This window comes from Nitratireductor alexandrii, from assembly GCF_004000215.1.
Lineage (GTDB): Bacteria > Pseudomonadota > Alphaproteobacteria > Rhizobiales > Rhizobiaceae > Mangrovimarina > Mangrovimarina alexandrii.
This window is the reverse complement of sequence record NZ_RBVY01000001.1, coordinates 563,602-579,112: the sequence shown is the minus strand read 5'-3', so window position 1 is coordinate 579,112 and position 15,511 is coordinate 563,602. Positions and strand designations below refer to the sequence as shown.

Below are 15,511 nucleotides of genomic sequence, written 5' to 3'. Positions count from 1 at the left end.
CCGGCTTGTCGCGCCGGCGGGTTTCCCAACCCGCGTCCCGTTTCCCGTCCGGCTACGTCCCCCGCTCTAGCCGACGGCCCCTTCCCGGCCTGCCGCCCCTTCGGACCGGGAAGGACTTGCGGAGAATCGGGGCGGATGCGAGTTTCGCCGCAAATGGCTCGCTCCCCCGATTCTCCGCTGCTTTTCGCGCTCGCCGACGCTCCCGACTTTGCCCACGAGGCGCGGGCGATGTCGCGCGGCCTGTCGCCCGTGTGCGGCGTCGACGAGGCCGGCCGCGGGCCGCTTGCCGGGCCGGTGGTGGCCGCCGCCGTCATTCTCGACCCGAACGCCGTTCCCGCCGGGCTGGACGATTCCAAGCGGCTGTCGGCGACCGCGCGCGCAGCGCTCTACGCAGCCATACTCGAGCGCGCCCGCGCGGTCGGCGTGGCGAGCCTTTCGGCGTCGGCGATCGACAGGTCCAACATTTTGCGCGCGAGCCTGGAGGCGATGCGCAGGGCAGTGGCGGCGCTTTCGCTCGCGCCGGGCTTCGCGCTGATCGACGGGCGCGACGTCCCGCCGGCTCTGGCCTGTCCGGCCGAGGCGCTGATCAAGGGCGACCGGCGCGCACAGTCGATCGCGGCGGCCTCGATCGTGGCCAAGGTCACGCGCGACCGGATGATGGCGGCGTGCGGGCAGCGTCACGCGGGATACGGGTTCGATCGCCATATGGGCTACGGCACACGGATCCACCGCGAGGCCATCGGGCGCGACGGCGCGGTCGCGCGCATCCACCGCCTGTCCTTCGCACCGCTGCGCAAAACGGCCGACACGCCAAGCGAGGCCTAGAGCCGTTCTGCTTTTCGCGGAAGCGCAGACCGGCTCCACCTTATTGTTTTGACGCGTTTTTGAATGGCGAACCGGCTTCCACTTCGCCTGGAAACGCTCTAGGAGCAGGCGCCGCGACAAGCGGCATGGGCGCGTGTGCCGCACACGGGCGCCGACCTTCCGGCGCACGGCCGCCACGCCGCGCCGGTCGCCCAATTCCAGCATTTTTCCGAAGAAAATTGGTCCGCCGCCGGCATCGCGGCCCCGCACGGCATCGCGGCTCCACAAAGAAAAATGCCGCCCGGAGGCGGCATCGATCGGTTCGTTCGGGCACCGCGCAACGCGGCGCAAACTCAGTTGAGCTTTGCCTTGACGTCGGCGAGCGAGCTCTTGAACAGGTCGCCCGACAATTTGGCGTCGACCTTGGATTCCAGTATCCGGCGCGCCGCCTCGACCGCGATGTCGGCGGCCTGCGCGCGCACCTCGTTGACGGCGTCACGCTCGGCCTGAGCGATCTTCTGCTCGGCCAGCGCGGTGCGCCGCGCAACGTAGTCCTCGGTCTTCTGCTTGGCTTCCTCGACCATCAAGGCCGCCTCGTGTTCGGCCGAGGCGACGATGTCGTCGGCTTCCTTCTCGGCTTCCTTGCGGCGGCGCTGATACTCGGCCAGCACCTCCTGGGCCTCCTCGCGCAGCTTGCGCGCCTGGTCCAGTTCGTTGCGGATGCGCTCGGCCCGATCGTCGAGCGACTTCGCCACCATCCCGGGCACCTTCAGATAGAAGACGACCGCGAAGAAGATGAACAGGGCAACGGTGGCCCAGAATGTTGCGTCCATCATCGCCTCCTAGCGCGCTGCCTTGACCGCGGCCGCGACTTCGGCCTTGGTGACCGAACCGCCGCCCAGCGTCTGCACGATCGATCCGGCCGTGTCTTGCGCGATCGTGCCGACATCGGCGAGAGCCGACGCCTTGATCTCGGCAATCCGCGTCTCGGCACCCGTCAGCTTTTCTTCCAGCTGCGCCTCGACGGCGCGCCTGGTCTCGTCGGCCTGGGCCTTGGCCGCGTCACGCGCCTTCTGGCCGATCTCGTTGGCCTTCTGGCGCGCCTCGGCCAGCGCCTGCTCGTACGCGGCGATCGCCTCGTCCGATTCCTGCTTCAGCCGGGCCGCCTGGTCGAGATCCTGGGCGATGCGGTCGCGCCGCACCTCCATGATGCCGGCCAGCCTCGGCAGCGCCACCCGCTTCAGGAACAGGTAGAACAGGCCAAACGTGATCGCCAGCCACAGGATCTGCGACGGATAGGTCGCCGTCTCGAAGGGCGGGAAGCCCGCCTCGGCGGCGCCATGACCCGCCTCGGTCGCGGAATGAGTCTCGCCGTTTTCCGCCGGTTGATCCGACGCGGCGAATGCCGGTGCCACAAACATGGGCCTGTCCTGTCACTTTCCAGCCGGCCGCCCGAGGCGGCCGGTCACCCTACGCGTTGGTTTCGGCTCTTAGGTGAAGAGCAGAAGCAGAGCGATGAGCAGCGAGAAGATGCCGAGCGCCTCGGTCACGGCGAAGCCGAAGATCAGGCGGCCGAACTGGCCGTCGGCGGCAGAGGGATTGCGCAGCGCGCCGGCCAGGAAGTTGCCGAACATGTTGCCGAGGCCGATGCCGACGCCGCCCATGCCGAGACAAGCAATGCCCGCGCCGATTGCCTTAGCTGCATCTACTTCCATTGGGGTACTCCTTCTTTAAAGCTTGGGATCAGGTTGATGTCGAGGAGGGACGCCGCAGCGGACGTCCAGGTGTCTTTAATGCCCGGGATGAATCGCATCGTTGAGATACATGCAAGTCAGGACCGCGAACACATAGGCCTGCAGGAACGCGACCAGAAATTCGAGGCCGGTCAGCGCGACCGTCATGCCGAGGGGCAGGATCGCACCGCCGATACCGACGACGCCGAACGCGCTCAGCGAGGTGACGAAACCGGCAAACACTTTGAGCGTGATGTGTCCGGCCAGCATGTTGGCGAACAGACGCACCGAAAGGCTGATCGGACGCGACAGGAACGAGATGATCTCGATCGCGATCACCAGCGGCAGGAGCACGCCCGGCACGCCGCTGGGCACGAACAGGTTGAGGAAACCGAGACCGTGTTTCCAGAAGCCGTAGACGATGACGGTGCCGATCACCAGGATGGCGAGCGCGAAGGTCACGATGATATGGCTCGTGATCGTGAAGAAATAGGGGAACATGCCCAGCAGATTCGCGACCAGCACGAACACGAACAGGGAAAACACGAACGGGAAGAACTTCATGCCCTGCGACCCGGCCGCGTCGCGCAACATATTGGCGACGAACTCGTAGGTCATTTCCGCGATCGACTGCATGCGGCTGGGCACCAGGCCGCGGCTGGCCGTGCTCACAAACAGGAAGGCGCCGGCGGCCACAACCGTGGCGACCATGAAGGCGGAGGAGTTGGTGAAGGAAAAATCGAGGCCGCCGATCTCGATCGGGACCAGCTTGCTGATATTGAACTGGTGGATGGGATCGCTTGCCACCTGCCTACCCCGCCTTGCTGTTCGCGCCCATGGCGCCGTTCAGTTCCTGTCGTCCCCGTCGCCATCCTTGCCGGATGAGCGGGAACCAAATTCCGCGATCTGCCCCGTCGCGCGCAACGCGTTGAGAACGCCTGCGCAAAAGCCGAGCAGAAGGAAAATCACCAGGCCGAAGGGCGACGTGCCCGCCAGCCGGTCGATCATCCACCCCACACCGGCCCCGACCACGATACCGGCAATGAATTCGCTGGATAGTTTCAGCGCATTGCCGGCCCCGACCAGGCCGCCCGACTTGGCGGATTTCCCCTCATCGGCGGTCTCCGGTCGCCGCGCCGAAAGGGCAGCTTCCAGTTCCCGTCGTCTGCGATCAAGATCGTCCTCGCGTGCCATCTTCACCTGGATCCCGCACGGGCCGCTTCACACAGGTCACACCGGAACCATCTTCCGGCGCGTGACCCTTGCCCGCGCAATCCCGGCCGGATTGCCCGCTCCAAAGTCGGGCGCACCATAGTGAGGGCGCTACCGGCAGTCAAGCCGCAGTTCCGGCTCCGGCAATCGCTAAATATGTCAATTATTTCAGATATTTAATTCGGTGCGACACTACGTCCGCAATCGCGCCGGCCCGTGGAGGGGCGAATCCACAGCGCACGGGCGCGCCCAAGCGGAGAATCTCCTGCCGGATTCAGTTCCAGCCGCCGCCATAGGTGCGGTAGAAAACATGCAGACCGATCTTTTTCATCTTCTTCATCGCGCGGGCCCAACGCGGCGCCACATAGGTGGCGTGATAATGAGTCGAGGAGCCCACCTCGGAGATGAAGATCTTGCCGGCGGTGACGGCCATGGCGATGTCCTGGGCGATGCGCCAATGGTTCGGGCTGCTGATGCGATCGCGAATGCCGTCGCAGGCGAACGAGAACTGGCAGCGATTGCGCCAATTGTCGTTCTGGTAGACGACGCCGCAGACCGAATTGGGATAGGTGGGATTGCGCACCCGGTTCAAAATCACCTGCGCGACGGCGGCCTGGCCTTTCAGGCTTTCGCCGCGTGCCTCGAAATAGATGCCGACGGCGAGGCATTTCTGCTCCGCCTTGGAAAACACGGACGCCGGCAGCGGCCGGCGCATCCACGGATGGTCCCCCTTGGCGACCGGTGGGATGAAGCGGCCGCCCTTGTCGTCCTCCTCCTCGCCGAGCAGGCTGGCGAAGGGCGATTTCTTGGCGTAGTCGGGTTCGGACGGGGCGTAGGCGGTCGCCAGAATGTCGGCGCGGTCGTTGGTGACCAGGCTGGCCAGCATGGCCGGCACACCGGGGATCGATTTTTCGGCCACGCTGGGGTGGAAGGCGGCGGCAATCGCGATTTCCTTGCCCTTGATGGCGGGCTCGTCGAAGGCCATGGCAAGTTCCGGCTCGGCCGGGGGAACCGCAATCATGCTCGTGCGGTCCAAGACCGACCCGGCGTTGAAGGCCTTCGGCGGGGCAACGGGAGCGACATTGATGATGCGACCGCGCTTCTCGCTGCGATTGACACGCTCCTCGTCGGGCACTTCGTTGGCGACGCCGCTCTTGTCGCGGAAGGCGACGGAACCGATCGCGTCGGTCTTCATGCCGCCGCCCGAAATCGTGCCGGTCACGGTGTCGTCGACGAAGGGCATCTCGGCCTTGTGCACGGACCCGGCGACCGAGCGCTCGATGGCCGCGCCCCAGCGCACCTCGCGCGCACCGATGCCGGCGACGTAACTCGCCATGTCCTGATAGGCGGTTTGTGTGGGAAAACCGATGAACAGGCCCGCGGCAACGACGAGGGATGACAACAAGGTGGGCCCGCGAAATACAGCGGCGGGCAGCCGCGAAACCGACTTTCGAAGCACCGAAACTCTCCAGAACGCCACTCGAACGAATCTGTAAGAGTTTGCGTTTTTATCGTTGATGGAGCGTTAACGGCAGAAATCTGGCCGAATTAGAGCGGACCGGGCGGCCGGGCGCCGCGGTTCATTTCTTCTTGCGCGCGCGGCCGGCATAGGGATTGTCGGGCGCGCGCAGCATGACGCGAATCGGCACGCCGGGCATGTCGAAACCGTCGCGCAATCCGTTGATCAGATAACGCACATAGGATTGCGGCATGGCGTCGGGCCGCGAGCACGACACGACGAATCCCGGCGGACGCGTCTTAACCTGGGTCAGGTATTTGATCTTCAGCCGACGCCCGGCGACGGCGGGCGGCGGGTGGTGGGCAAGCACGCCCTCGAGCCAGCGATTGAGCCGACCGGTGGAGATGCGCCGGTTCCAGACCTCGTGCGTTTCGGCGACCGCCTGCATCAGCTTGTCGAGCCCGCGGCCGGTCTCGGCCGACACCGGCACGGCGCGCAGGCCGCGCACCTGAGGCAGGAGCCGTGCGGTCTTTTCGCGCAACTCCGCCAACAATTCCTGCGGATTCTCGACCAGGTCCCATTTGTTGAAGGCAAGCACCGGCGCCCTTCCCTCGCGCACGATCAGGTCGGCGATCTGGAGGTCCTGTTTTTCGAACGGGATCGTTGCGTCGAACACCACGATCACCACCTCGGCGAAGCGGATCGCGCGCAGCCCGTCGGCGACCGAAAGCTTTTCCAGCTTTTCGTGAACGCGCGACTTGCGACGCATGCCGGCCGTGTCGAACAGTCGCATCTTGCGGCCGCGCCATTGCCAGTCGACCGAAATCGAATCGCGGGTGATGCCGGCCTCCGGCCCTGTCAGCAGGCGCTCCTCGCCGATCAGCGCGTTGATCAGCGTCGACTTGCCGGCATTGGGCCGGCCGACGATGGCGATACGCATCGGCTTGCTGGCGTCGTAGGCGGGAAGCTCGTCCTCGTCGGTGTCGAAGACGTCCTCGCCGACGAGCGCGAGTTGGGCGTCGTCGGGGGCCTCGTCCTCCTCCGGACCGAAGACCCTGTCCTCGCCGAGCGCGGCGATGATCGCCTCGCGCAGATCCGGTAGGCCCTGGCCATGCTCGGCCGAGATCGGCACCGGCTCGCCGAGGCCCAGGCCCCAGGCCTCGTGCAGACCGGTTTCGGCGCCGCGCGCCTCGGCCTTGTTGGCGACCAGCACGATCGGCTTGCCGAGCCGCCGCGCCACCCGGGCGAAAGCGTCGTCATTGGGGGTGATGCCGGACTTGGCGTCGATCATGAACAACACCAGATCGCAATCGGCGATCGCGCGCTCGGTCTGCTGGCGCATGCGACCCTCGAGCGATTCGTCGCTGACATCCTCGAAACCGGCCGTATCGATGACCTGGAAACGCAGATCGTAAAGCCTGGCCTCGTGCACGCGCCGGTCGCGCGTCACACCCGGCGTGTCGTCGACAAGGGCGAGCTTGCGCCCGACCAACCGGTTGAAAAGCGTCGATTTGCCGACATTGGGCCTGCCGACCAGGGCGATGGTGAACGACATCGCGGCGGTCAGGAGGCGTCGCCCGACCCGCGGATCAGCTCGGCCATCAGCTTGGCGCGCTCCTGCGCGTTGCGCGGTGCGGCGCTGTCTTCGGCGATCTGGTCGAACAGGGTCAACGCGTCGGTCGGCTTGCCCTCCTTCCAGGCGGCCAGGCCAAGCGCCTCGCGCGCGGAATGGCGCAGCGCGTTGGTTTCGGCCGTCAGCGGCTCCACGCGCGCCGACACCTCGTCATAACCGCCATGATCGACCAGAAGCAGCGCCGCGCGCAGCCGGGCCATGTCGCGGATAGAACCGGGAATCGAGCTGTCGCCGGCGACCGCGTCGAACGCCGCGACGGCGCCGTCATAGTCGCCCGTTTCGGCCAGGACCGTGGCCGCGCGCAGCCGGGCCAGCACCGGATAGGCGCCGTAGCCGTCCTGCTCGAGCTTTTCGAGCGCGGCCAGGGCCTGGTCGTTCTCGCCCTCGGAGGCGAAAGCCAGCGCTTCGGAAAACGCATCGCCCGAGCGACTGGCCTGAGCCTGGGTCCAATAGTTCCAGCCGACGATGCCGGCCGTAGCCAGCACCACCAGCACGGCCAAGCCCAGGATGAGGGGACCGTAGCGGTCCCACAGCGCCTTGGCCTGATCCTGGCGCAACTCCTCGGAGACCTCGCGGATGAAACTGTCGTCCGACATCACATTTTACCGTTGTTCGGCCCGCCACGCGCGACGAGCGATTGCGCACGCCTTTTAGCGAAAATTCCGGCTTATGGAAGGCATGTGGCGAAATTTGCCACCCCGCCGCGTGCCAAACCGGCGCCCGACACCCGCTCAGGCGGTGGCGATCGGCGCCGCGCCGAACAGCCACAGATGCAGCTTCCACACGAAGAGCACGTAAAGCACGAGGCCCGCCGCGACCGCGATCGCATCGTTGAGCACGGAACCCGGCGCCGGCGGCGCCTCGCCGCGACGCTTGACGGAAATACGGTCGAGAACCGCCCAGGCCAGGAACGACCCGAACAGCAAAAGCGAGGCCAGGTCGCCATTGGCGAGCAGGTGCGCCACCGCCCACAGCTTGACCGCAACCAGCATGGGGTGTTTGAGGACCGGCTTCAGCCGCCCCGCCGGCAGCGCGAAAACCATGAGCGAAACGAAGGCGAACAGCATCAAAAGGGCGGCCAGATGCTTGAGCCAGACCGGCGGCTCGTAGAGCACCGGCGCCCCGGCCCAGGCCAGGCCATACCCCCACACGATCAACACGAAACCGATCAAGGAAACCAGCGAATAGGCGCCGCGCCACGATGCATGGCCGATCGCGTCGCGTTTCCGATCGCGCCAGGACGGGGCAAAGACACGCACCGAATGCACCCCCAGGAAAAGGACGAGGCCGAGGACAAGGACGAGCATCAAAAAACTCCGAAAGCGCCGCAGGCCGGCGGTGAACGGCCGGACCCTAACGCGCGACGCCGTTCTTGCAAACCGATTTGACCGACGCGACCCCAGAGCTGCCACATTCGCCGGCCACCCGTGCCGGCTTCGCCGTCCTGCCTTTTTTCGAGAAGAAGACTTTCATGCCCGTGCTTTTTCGTTCGCTCGCCGTTTTTCTGTCGCTCGGCCTTGCCGCGCCGTCGGCGCTTGCCGGCGAAAACGAGCGCGAGCCGCAGATCGTGACGATTTCCTTCGACGGCGCCCACGACGTGGCGCAATGGAAACGCAGCCGCGCGCTGGCGCGGGAGACCGGCGCGCGCTTTACCTATTTCCTGTCCTGCGTGTTCCTGCTGTCCAAGGAGACGCGCGCCACCTACGCGGGACCCGGCAAGAAGCCCGGCCAGTCGAATGTCGGCTTTGCCGAGACGAAGGCGGAGGTCGCCGAACGGCTCGAGCAGATCTGGCAGGCCCGCCACGAGGGCCACGAGATCGCCAGCCACGGCTGCGGCCATTTCGACGGCAAGGACTGGAGCGCGGCCGATTGGGGCAAGGAGTTCACCCAGTTCCGCACCATTTTGACCGACACCTACAAGATCAACGACATCGCAGGCGAGCCGCTTGGCTGGCGTGATTTCGCCGAAACCGGGATTTCGGGTTTCCGCGCGCCCTATCTGTCGGTCAATGCGGGCCTGGCGGAGGCGCTTGTCGCCGACGGGATCAAATACGATGCCAGTTCGGTATCGCGCGGGCCGGCGGCGCCGCGCCGCAAGGGCGGCCTTTGGTATTTCGCGCTGCCGCTGATTCCGGAAGGACCGGAAGGCCGACGCGTCATCGCCATGGACTACAACTGGTTCGTGCGCCACTCCGACGCCGTCGAGCAGCCCGACACGGACGGCCGCTTCGAGGCGCGCAGCTACCGCGCCCTGATGGACGCGTTCGAGGCCGAATATGACGGCGCGCGCACACCGCTGCAGGTGGGACTTCACTTCACCTTGATGAACGGCGGCGCCTATTGGCGCGCGCTCGAACGGTTCGCAAGGGAGGTCTGCGGCAAGGACGAGGTGCGCTGCATCGGCTATGACGAGCTCGTCAAGACGCTCGAGGCGAAAACCGGCGAACCGGTCGGCGGCTGAACGCCGCGCGAAGTCCGCTCGCCTGATCGCCTCATTCGCCCGCCCCCTCGCGCGCCAGATATTCCCGGTCGATCTCCGGCAGCGCCTCGCCCCTGAGCGTCGCCTCGAACGCCTTCAGGCGCTTGTGGACCGAAAGCAGTTCGACGATCGTCGACCAGGAATTGACCAGATATTGGAACGAGGTCTCGACCCGGCTGAAGGCGCGGATGATCTGCTGCATGACGCCGAGCGTGATCGCGCCGCTGACGATGGTCGGCCCGAGCGCGATATAGGGCACCAGATTGCCGATCTGCAGATAGAAGATGCGGACCAGGTTGAAATAGAGATAGTTGAAATAGAGCCGGAAATAATTGCGCCGGACATCGGCGAACAGCGCGCGCACGGTCGGCGGCTGGGCCCGGTCGGCATGGTCCTCGCCATAGACCAGTTCCTTGCGATAGGCCGCCTCGACACGCTGGTTGCGGAACTCCAGCCCCGGCAGCCGGATGCCGGCCACCGCCACCAGCGCGGTGCCGATGACGGACCACAAGATCACCACGAAGACCAGGCCCTGGCTGACCTCGCCGACGAGCGGCAGTTCCTTGACGTGCGCCGACAGACCCCACAGCAGCGGCAGGAAGGCGATCAGCGTCATGATCGAGTCCACCAGGCTCACGCCGAGCCCCTCGGCGATGGTGGCAAAGCGCATCGTGTCTTCCTGGACACGCTGAGCCGCGCCCTCGATGTGGCGCAGCCGGGGCCAGTTCTGCATGTAGTAGTCGTTCATGGCGGTGCGCCAGCGGAAGATGAAATGGCTGACGAAAAAGCGGAACAGCGACCCGACGAAGACGTAGACCAGCGCGATCTGCAGGAAGGTGGCGATTTGCCAGTAATAATCCGCGGCCTCGACCGTCCCCGGATTGCCGAGCGCCTGCTGGATCATATCGTAGAAGGTGCCGAACCATTCGTTGATCATCACGTCGAGCTGGACCAGGAACCAGTTGACGAACAGGATCAGCGCCGAGCCGGCGAGCGACCAGCGCTGCCAGGGATGGGGCGAATAGACCATCCAGAAGCCGACAAAGGCGGCGATCAGGACGATGAAATACTGATAGAACCAGAATTCGAGCGCCGGCGAACGCGCCGCCTCGAAGGCGGCTTTGGCGGCATCGTCGGCGCCATCGGGCAGCGCCGGCGGGAAGCCGTAGCCGAACACCCCGCCCAGGCTGAGCGCCCCGCCCCAGCCCCTGGCCACGACATACCAGAACAACACGCCGAACAGCGTCCACAGCGCGGCCGAGACAAAAAGCTGCTTCGGCTTGGGAAAAAAGGATACGAACACGGAAAGACGTCTCCCTGACACGGATCGGCACGAGACGGAGGCCTTGGAGCCGGCCCGTCCGAGCGAATCGATGCTACGAACCAATGCGGCCGGCAACAAGCATGTTGGCGCACCACCCGCTCACACAGCCATCACGATGACGCGTATCGCGCCGAGCAAGCCCTGCGCGCCGGAGCCCCGAAAGCCAACGATCGTTTTTTCGAAACGGCTCTTATCGCGGGCCGAGCCCCCGATCCCTCGCCGCCCAGCCAATGGCGGCGCAGACGAGCAGGATCAAGGCCGCGCCGAGCGACGGGGCCAGGAAGCTGCCGCTCCAGTCTGCCGCGTAGCCGGCCGCGATCGGTCCGAGAATCTGGCCGGTGCCGAAGGCCGCCGTCATCAGCGCCAGCGCGCGGCGCGGCGCGGCGGCCGCCAGTTGACGGCCGATCTGAAGGCCGAGCGCGGTGACGGCGATGAAGGTGCCGCCGAGCAGCACCCCACCCACAAGCGGGCCGAGCGGGCTCGGCAGCGCCACGCTGGCGGCGATCCCCACCGCCTCGACCATGCAACCCAGAGCGAACGCCGCCGCCATGGAAATGCGTCGCGCAATCCGGCTCCACAGCCAGACCGAAGGGATGCCGGCGACACCGGTGGCCAGCCAGACGGCGGATTCGGACAATGGGCCACCGGCCTGCTGGCGCACGATCGCCACCAGAAAGGTGGCGGTGACGATGTAGCCGGCACCGAACAGGCCGTAGGCGACGATGATGCGGGTAAGCGCGGCGCTTTTCGGCAGGGCCGGCTCGCGCCCGGCGCCGGCGGCGACCGCCGGTCCGCCACGCGCCATCGGCCACACCGCGAAAAAGGCAAGCGCCGACAAGAGCGCAGCCGCGATCCAGGCCGCCTTCCAGCCATAGCCGGCGACGAAGACCCAGCCGGTGAGGATGGCGGACGCGGAGATGCCGACGCCGACGCCGCCGAAATGCAACGCCTGCAACCCGTCGCGCCCGGCCGCCGCCAGCCGGCTGAAGACGATGGCGCTCAGGAACACCATCAAAAACGCACTCGCCACGCCGGCGAGGAAGCGGATCGCGAGAAAGACCGGCAGCGCGTGTGTCAGCGCCATCGCGCCAAGCAGCACCGCGTTCGAGCCCAGCCCGACGAGCATGGCAACCCGCTCGCGGCCATGCGCCCAGCCGCCGGCCGCAAGCAGCGCGCCGACGAGATAGCCGAGATAGTTGGCCGAGGCGATCAGGCCGGCCTGGCCCGCATCAAGCCCGAGACCCTCCATCATGCCGGGCAGGATGGGGGTAAAGACGAAACGTCCGATGCCCATGGCCGCTGCCATGGCGATCAGGCCGGCGATCGCCAAACGCAGCGGCTGGACGGTCTCACGCTTCATCACGCCAAACTACAGCGCGAAAGCGCGGTTGCAACGGGGTGGCGAGGCGGGGCCGCGTCGCCGCGCGGCCCCGCCCCATCATGTCAGGCGGCGGCCGGTGTGCGTCCGCGCGGCTCGGCACGCAGCGACAGCCAGGTGGCGTAGATCATCAGCAGCAGCAGAAGCGCGAACGGGAAGCCGGTCGCGATGGCACCGGCCTGCAAGGCCGCCAGCCCTCCGCCGAGCAGGAGCACGATCGCCACCAGCCCCTCGAAGATCGCCCAGAAGACACGCTGGGCGACCGGCGCGTCGATCTTGCCGCCGGCGGTGATGGTATCGATCACCAGAGAGCCCGAATCCGACGAGGTGACGAAGAAAACGATCACCAGAACGATGCCGATCAGCGAGGTGATCGAGGCCAGCGGCAACTCCGCCAGCATGCGGAACAGCGACAGTTCGGGCACGTAGTCGACCACCGTCTGCTGGACGCCATTATAGCCCTCCGACATCAACTGGTAGAGCGCGGTGCCGCCGAACGTGGTCATCCACAGGATCGACACCAGCGTGGGGATGATCAGCACGCAGATGACGAATTCGCGGACCGTGCGACCACGCGACACGCGGGCGATGAACATGCCGACGAAGGGCGACCAGGATATCCACCAGGCCCAATAGAAGGTCGTCCAGCCATGCATGAAGGCGTCATCCTCGCGCCCGATCCAATTGGACAGCACCGGCAGGCTCTTCACGTAAAGCCAGCTGTTGGAGAAAAATCCCGAGACGATGGCCAGTGTCGGTCCAAGCGCGATGACGAACGCCAAGAGCAGCACGGCAAGCAGCATGTTGATCTCCGACAGCCGTTTCACGCCGGCATCGAGACCGGCGACGACCGAAACCAGCGCGGCGCCGGTGATCAGCATGATCAGCACCACCTTGGCGGTGTCGGTGTTGGGCACGCCGTAGAGCTCGTTCAAGCCGGCCAAGGCCTGCGAGGCACCGAAACCCAGCGACGTCGCCAGACCGAACAGCGTGGCAAAAACGGCCATGGTGTCGATGACGTGGCCGACCCAGCCGCGCACCCGCTCGCCGAAGATCGGGTAGAAGGCGGAGCGCATGGAAAGCGGCAGGCCCTTGTTGTAGGCGGCAAGCGCCAGCGACAGCGCGACCACGGCGTAGATCGCCCAGGGGTGCAGACCCCAGTGGAAGATGGTCGCGGCCATGCCGGCCTGACGCGCGGCTTCGACATTTTCGGCCACGAACTCGCCATTGACCATCGGCGGAGCGATGCCGAGCGGCGGATTGTTGAAATGATACATCGGCTCGAGCACGCCGAAGAACATCAGCCCGATGCCCATGCCGGCGGCGAACAGCATCGCGAACCAGCCCGAATAGGAATAGTCGGGCACCGCATCGACGCCGCCGATGCGCACCGACCCGACAGGGCTGACGATCAAGAGCAGGCAAAACAGCACGAAGATGTTGGCCGAGAACATGAACAGCCAGTCAAAAGTGGTGGTCAGCCATGTCCGCAGGCCGCCGAGCACGGCGCCGGCGGATTCCTTGAAAATAAGGGTTATGATGACGAAGGCCACGATGGTGACGGCGGAAACGAAAAACACCGGATTGTGGACGTCGAGCCCGAGAATGAGGACGTTGTCCTGTCCCGGTTCAAGTCCATGATCCTCGGTGGCGGCGTTGGCCGTGTCGGTATCGGACATTGATTCCTCCCTCTTGTCCGTCCCGCATCGCCGCTTGGCGGGCACGGGATCTTTTGTTTGCGGACCGCCGGCATTCCCGACTTGGGTCGCGTCGAGGGACGCAGCCGGCCCGACAAGGGCGAAACTCCACCATAGCCGGAGAACGCGCGATGTTTCAAAGGCGTCACGAACTTGTCCAAAGCCTATCCAGCGCCCGCAGCCGCATCTGGGCGCGTTTGCGGCTCATTTGCCGTGCGAGCGGCGGGGATTGACGTCGACTTTATTTCATGTTTTTGTTAAATAAAGAAGGAGCACCGATGGGTATTCATGCCGTGTTCGGGGCGCTGGCAGACCCGACCCGCCTCGCCATCGTGGAGCGATTGCTTCGGACCGGCGATCTGACGGCCGGAGAAATCGCCGCGCCGTTCGAGATTTCCAAGCCGGCCATCTCGCGCCATTTGAAGGTGCTGGAAGAGGCCGGGGTCGTCGAGCGGCGCGTCGAGCGGCAATTCCGGGTGTTCCGGGCGCGACCGGAAGGGTTCGCACAGATGGAGGACTGGCTGGAAAAGAGCCGCGAATTCTGGAACGGCTCGTTCGACCGGCTGGAAAGGATTCTTGCGCAGGAGGAGCGGCGCGATGCGAAAGACGAGTGACGCGCGCGTGCTCGAGATCGAACGCCTGATCGCCGCCGCGCCGGACGCGGTGTTCGACGCCTGGGTCGATCCGGCGGTCCTGGTCTCCTGGTGGGGCCCCGAAGGGGTCACGACCCCGCAGGTCGCGCTCGACGTGCAGGAGGGCGGCCATTGGTCGACGACGATGCGCACGCCCGGCGGCGACCGGGTCGTCTCGGGCATCTACCGGACGATAGAGCGCCCGCGCCTGCTGGTCTTCACCTGGGCCTGGACCCGGGACGACGGTACGCGCGGAGACGAGACGGTGGTGGAGGTAAGCTTCGACCCCGCGCCGCAGGGAACGCGGATGCGGCTTACCCAGCGGCGTTTTGCGACCACGGACGACCGCGACAACCACCGGATGGGCTGGAACTCGAGCTTCAACGACCTGGAACGGTTGTTTGGCTGAGCCCGACACCAAGCCAGGGGAGAGTGCGATGGACCACCCGATCGCAAGCCGCGCGGAATGGCTTTCCGCCCGCAAGACGCTTCTCGAACGCGAAAAGGCGCTGACGCGGGAACGCGATGCGCTTTGCCGGCAACGGCGCGCCCTGCCCTGGGTCCGCATCGACAAGGAGTATCGTTTCGAGACCGAGGACGGTGCCAGAACCCTGGTGGAGCTGTTCGACGGCTGCGCGCAATTGCTGGTCTACCATTTCATGTTCGCGCCCGACTGGGAGGTCGGCTGCAAGAGCTGCTCGTTCTGGGCCGACAGTTTTCATGGCAGCGCGGCGCATCTCAGGCAGCGCGACACACGTTTCACGGCCGTGTCACGCGCACCGCTTGCCACCCTGCTCGGCTTTCGCCGGCGTATGGGCTGGTCGTTTCCCTGGGCGTCCTCGCAGGGATCGGACTTCAATTTCGATTTCGGGGTCTCGTTCCGCCCCGACGACGCGGGCGGCACCTATAATTACGCGCCGAAACGCTTCGCGGCGCCGGAACTGCCCGGCCTGAGCGCCTTCATCCGCGACGGCGAAACGGTCTATCACACCTATTCGACCTACGGACGCGGAATAGAACCGTTCAACGCGACCTACGCGCTGCTCGACCTGACGCCGCTCGGCCGCCAGGAAGACGGGGCGGGCGACACGATGGCCTGGGTGAAACTGCACGACCTCTACGCCACGGGCTGATGGCCCGACGGCAACCGCGCGGAGCGA

General features: G+C 65.9%; 17 protein-coding genes. 5 read left to right on the top strand and 12 right to left on the bottom strand.

The window, feature by feature from the left end:
• Positions 1-153 precede the first annotated feature (153 nt).
• A complete protein-coding gene (locus EP380_RS02745; RefSeq protein ID WP_127596358.1) occupies positions 154-825 on the top strand; it encodes a ribonuclease HII in 672 nt (223 codons plus the stop codon).
• A 332-nt stretch (positions 826-1,157) separates the two neighbouring features.
• On the opposite strand, the gene EP380_RS02740 is transcribed toward EP380_RS02745, so the two are convergent.
• The 9 genes from EP380_RS02740 to EP380_RS02700 form a co-directional block, all read right to left on the bottom strand.
• Positions 1,158-1,637: a F0F1 ATP synthase subunit B gene (locus EP380_RS02740; protein WP_106571290.1), complete on the bottom strand. Its 480-nt coding sequence runs from the start codon at positions 1,635-1,637 to the stop codon at positions 1,158-1,160.
• 9 nt (positions 1,638-1,646) lie between these two features.
• Positions 1,647-2,225: a F0F1 ATP synthase subunit B gene (locus tag EP380_RS02735; protein ID WP_106571291.1), complete on the bottom strand. Its 579-nt coding sequence runs from the start codon at positions 2,223-2,225 to the stop codon at positions 1,647-1,649.
• 69 nt (positions 2,226-2,294) lie between these two features.
• On the bottom strand, positions 2,295-2,519 hold the full coding sequence (locus EP380_RS02730; protein ID WP_106571292.1) for a F0F1 ATP synthase subunit C: 225 nt from the start codon (positions 2,517-2,519) through the stop codon (positions 2,295-2,297).
• 75 nt (positions 2,520-2,594) lie between these two features.
• Positions 2,595-3,344, bottom strand: a complete 750-nt coding sequence (locus tag EP380_RS02725; RefSeq protein WP_106571293.1) for a F0F1 ATP synthase subunit A — start codon at positions 3,342-3,344, stop codon at positions 2,595-2,597.
• A gap of 39 nt (positions 3,345-3,383) precedes the next feature.
• Complete coding sequence (locus tag EP380_RS02720) at positions 3,384-3,731, bottom strand: AtpZ/AtpI family protein (protein WP_106571294.1); 348 nt, start codon at positions 3,729-3,731, stop codon at positions 3,384-3,386.
• Between the two features lie 292 nt (positions 3,732-4,023).
• A complete protein-coding gene (locus EP380_RS02715; protein ID WP_238719685.1) occupies positions 4,024-5,208 on the bottom strand; it encodes a cell wall hydrolase in 1,185 nt (394 codons plus the stop codon).
• Positions 5,209-5,329: 121 nt separating this feature from the next.
• On the bottom strand, positions 5,330-6,763 hold the full coding sequence (gene der / locus EP380_RS02710) for a ribosome biogenesis GTPase Der (RefSeq protein ID WP_127596353.1): 1,434 nt from the start codon (positions 6,761-6,763) through the stop codon (positions 5,330-5,332).
• Positions 6,764-6,771: 8 nt separating this feature from the next.
• Positions 6,772-7,437, bottom strand: coding sequence for a tetratricopeptide repeat protein (locus tag EP380_RS02705; protein WP_127596350.1), 666 nt, complete (start codon positions 7,435-7,437; stop codon positions 6,772-6,774).
• Positions 7,438-7,572: 135 nt separating this feature from the next.
• Positions 7,573-8,148 (bottom strand): NnrU family protein, encoded by a 576-nt coding sequence (locus EP380_RS02700; RefSeq protein WP_106571297.1) that lies wholly within the window; start codon positions 8,146-8,148, stop codon positions 7,573-7,575.
• 164 nt (positions 8,149-8,312) lie between these two features.
• Here EP380_RS02700 and EP380_RS02695 point away from each other — a divergent pair, with 164 nt between their 5' ends.
• Positions 8,313-9,302 carry a polysaccharide deacetylase family protein gene (locus EP380_RS02695; RefSeq protein WP_127596347.1) on the top strand — a complete coding sequence of 330 codons (990 nt, stop codon included), beginning with the start codon at positions 8,313-8,315 and terminating at the stop codon, positions 9,300-9,302.
• 31 nt (positions 9,303-9,333) lie between these two features.
• Here EP380_RS02695 and sbmA read toward each other — a convergent pair whose 3' ends face one another.
• The 3 genes from sbmA to EP380_RS02680 form a co-directional block, all read right to left on the bottom strand.
• Positions 9,334-10,623, bottom strand: a complete 1,290-nt coding sequence (gene sbmA, locus EP380_RS02690; protein WP_127596344.1) for a peptide antibiotic transporter SbmA — start codon at positions 10,621-10,623, stop codon at positions 9,334-9,336.
• Between the two features lie 211 nt (positions 10,624-10,834).
• Entirely contained in the window at positions 10,835-12,004 is a 1,170-nt protein-coding gene (locus EP380_RS02685) for a YbfB/YjiJ family MFS transporter (protein ID WP_106571299.1), read from the bottom strand.
• Between the two features lie 83 nt (positions 12,005-12,087).
• The gene (locus tag EP380_RS02680; RefSeq protein WP_106571300.1) at positions 12,088-13,701 is read right to left on the bottom strand and encodes a BCCT family transporter; all 1,614 of its coding nucleotides are present in this window, start codon (positions 13,699-13,701) and stop codon (positions 12,088-12,090) included.
• Between the two features lie 296 nt (positions 13,702-13,997).
• Between EP380_RS02680 and EP380_RS02675 the strand changes: the two genes are divergently transcribed.
• Genes EP380_RS02675 through EP380_RS02665 form a run of 3 tightly spaced genes read left to right on the top strand, consistent with a single transcriptional unit; the run spans position 13,998 to position 15,484 of the window.
• The gene (locus EP380_RS02675; RefSeq protein WP_127596341.1) at positions 13,998-14,333 is read left to right on the top strand and encodes an ArsR/SmtB family transcription factor; all 336 of its coding nucleotides are present in this window, start codon (positions 13,998-14,000) and stop codon (positions 14,331-14,333) included.
• Entirely contained in the window at positions 14,317-14,760 is a 444-nt protein-coding gene (locus EP380_RS02670) for an SRPBCC family protein (protein ID WP_106571302.1), read from the top strand. The genes EP380_RS02675 and EP380_RS02670 overlap by 17 nt, the downstream gene beginning before the upstream one ends.
• Positions 14,761-14,788: 28 nt before the next feature.
• Entirely contained in the window at positions 14,789-15,484 is a 696-nt protein-coding gene (locus EP380_RS02665; RefSeq protein WP_127596338.1) for a DUF899 domain-containing protein, read from the top strand.
• Positions 15,485-15,511 lie beyond the last annotated feature (27 nt).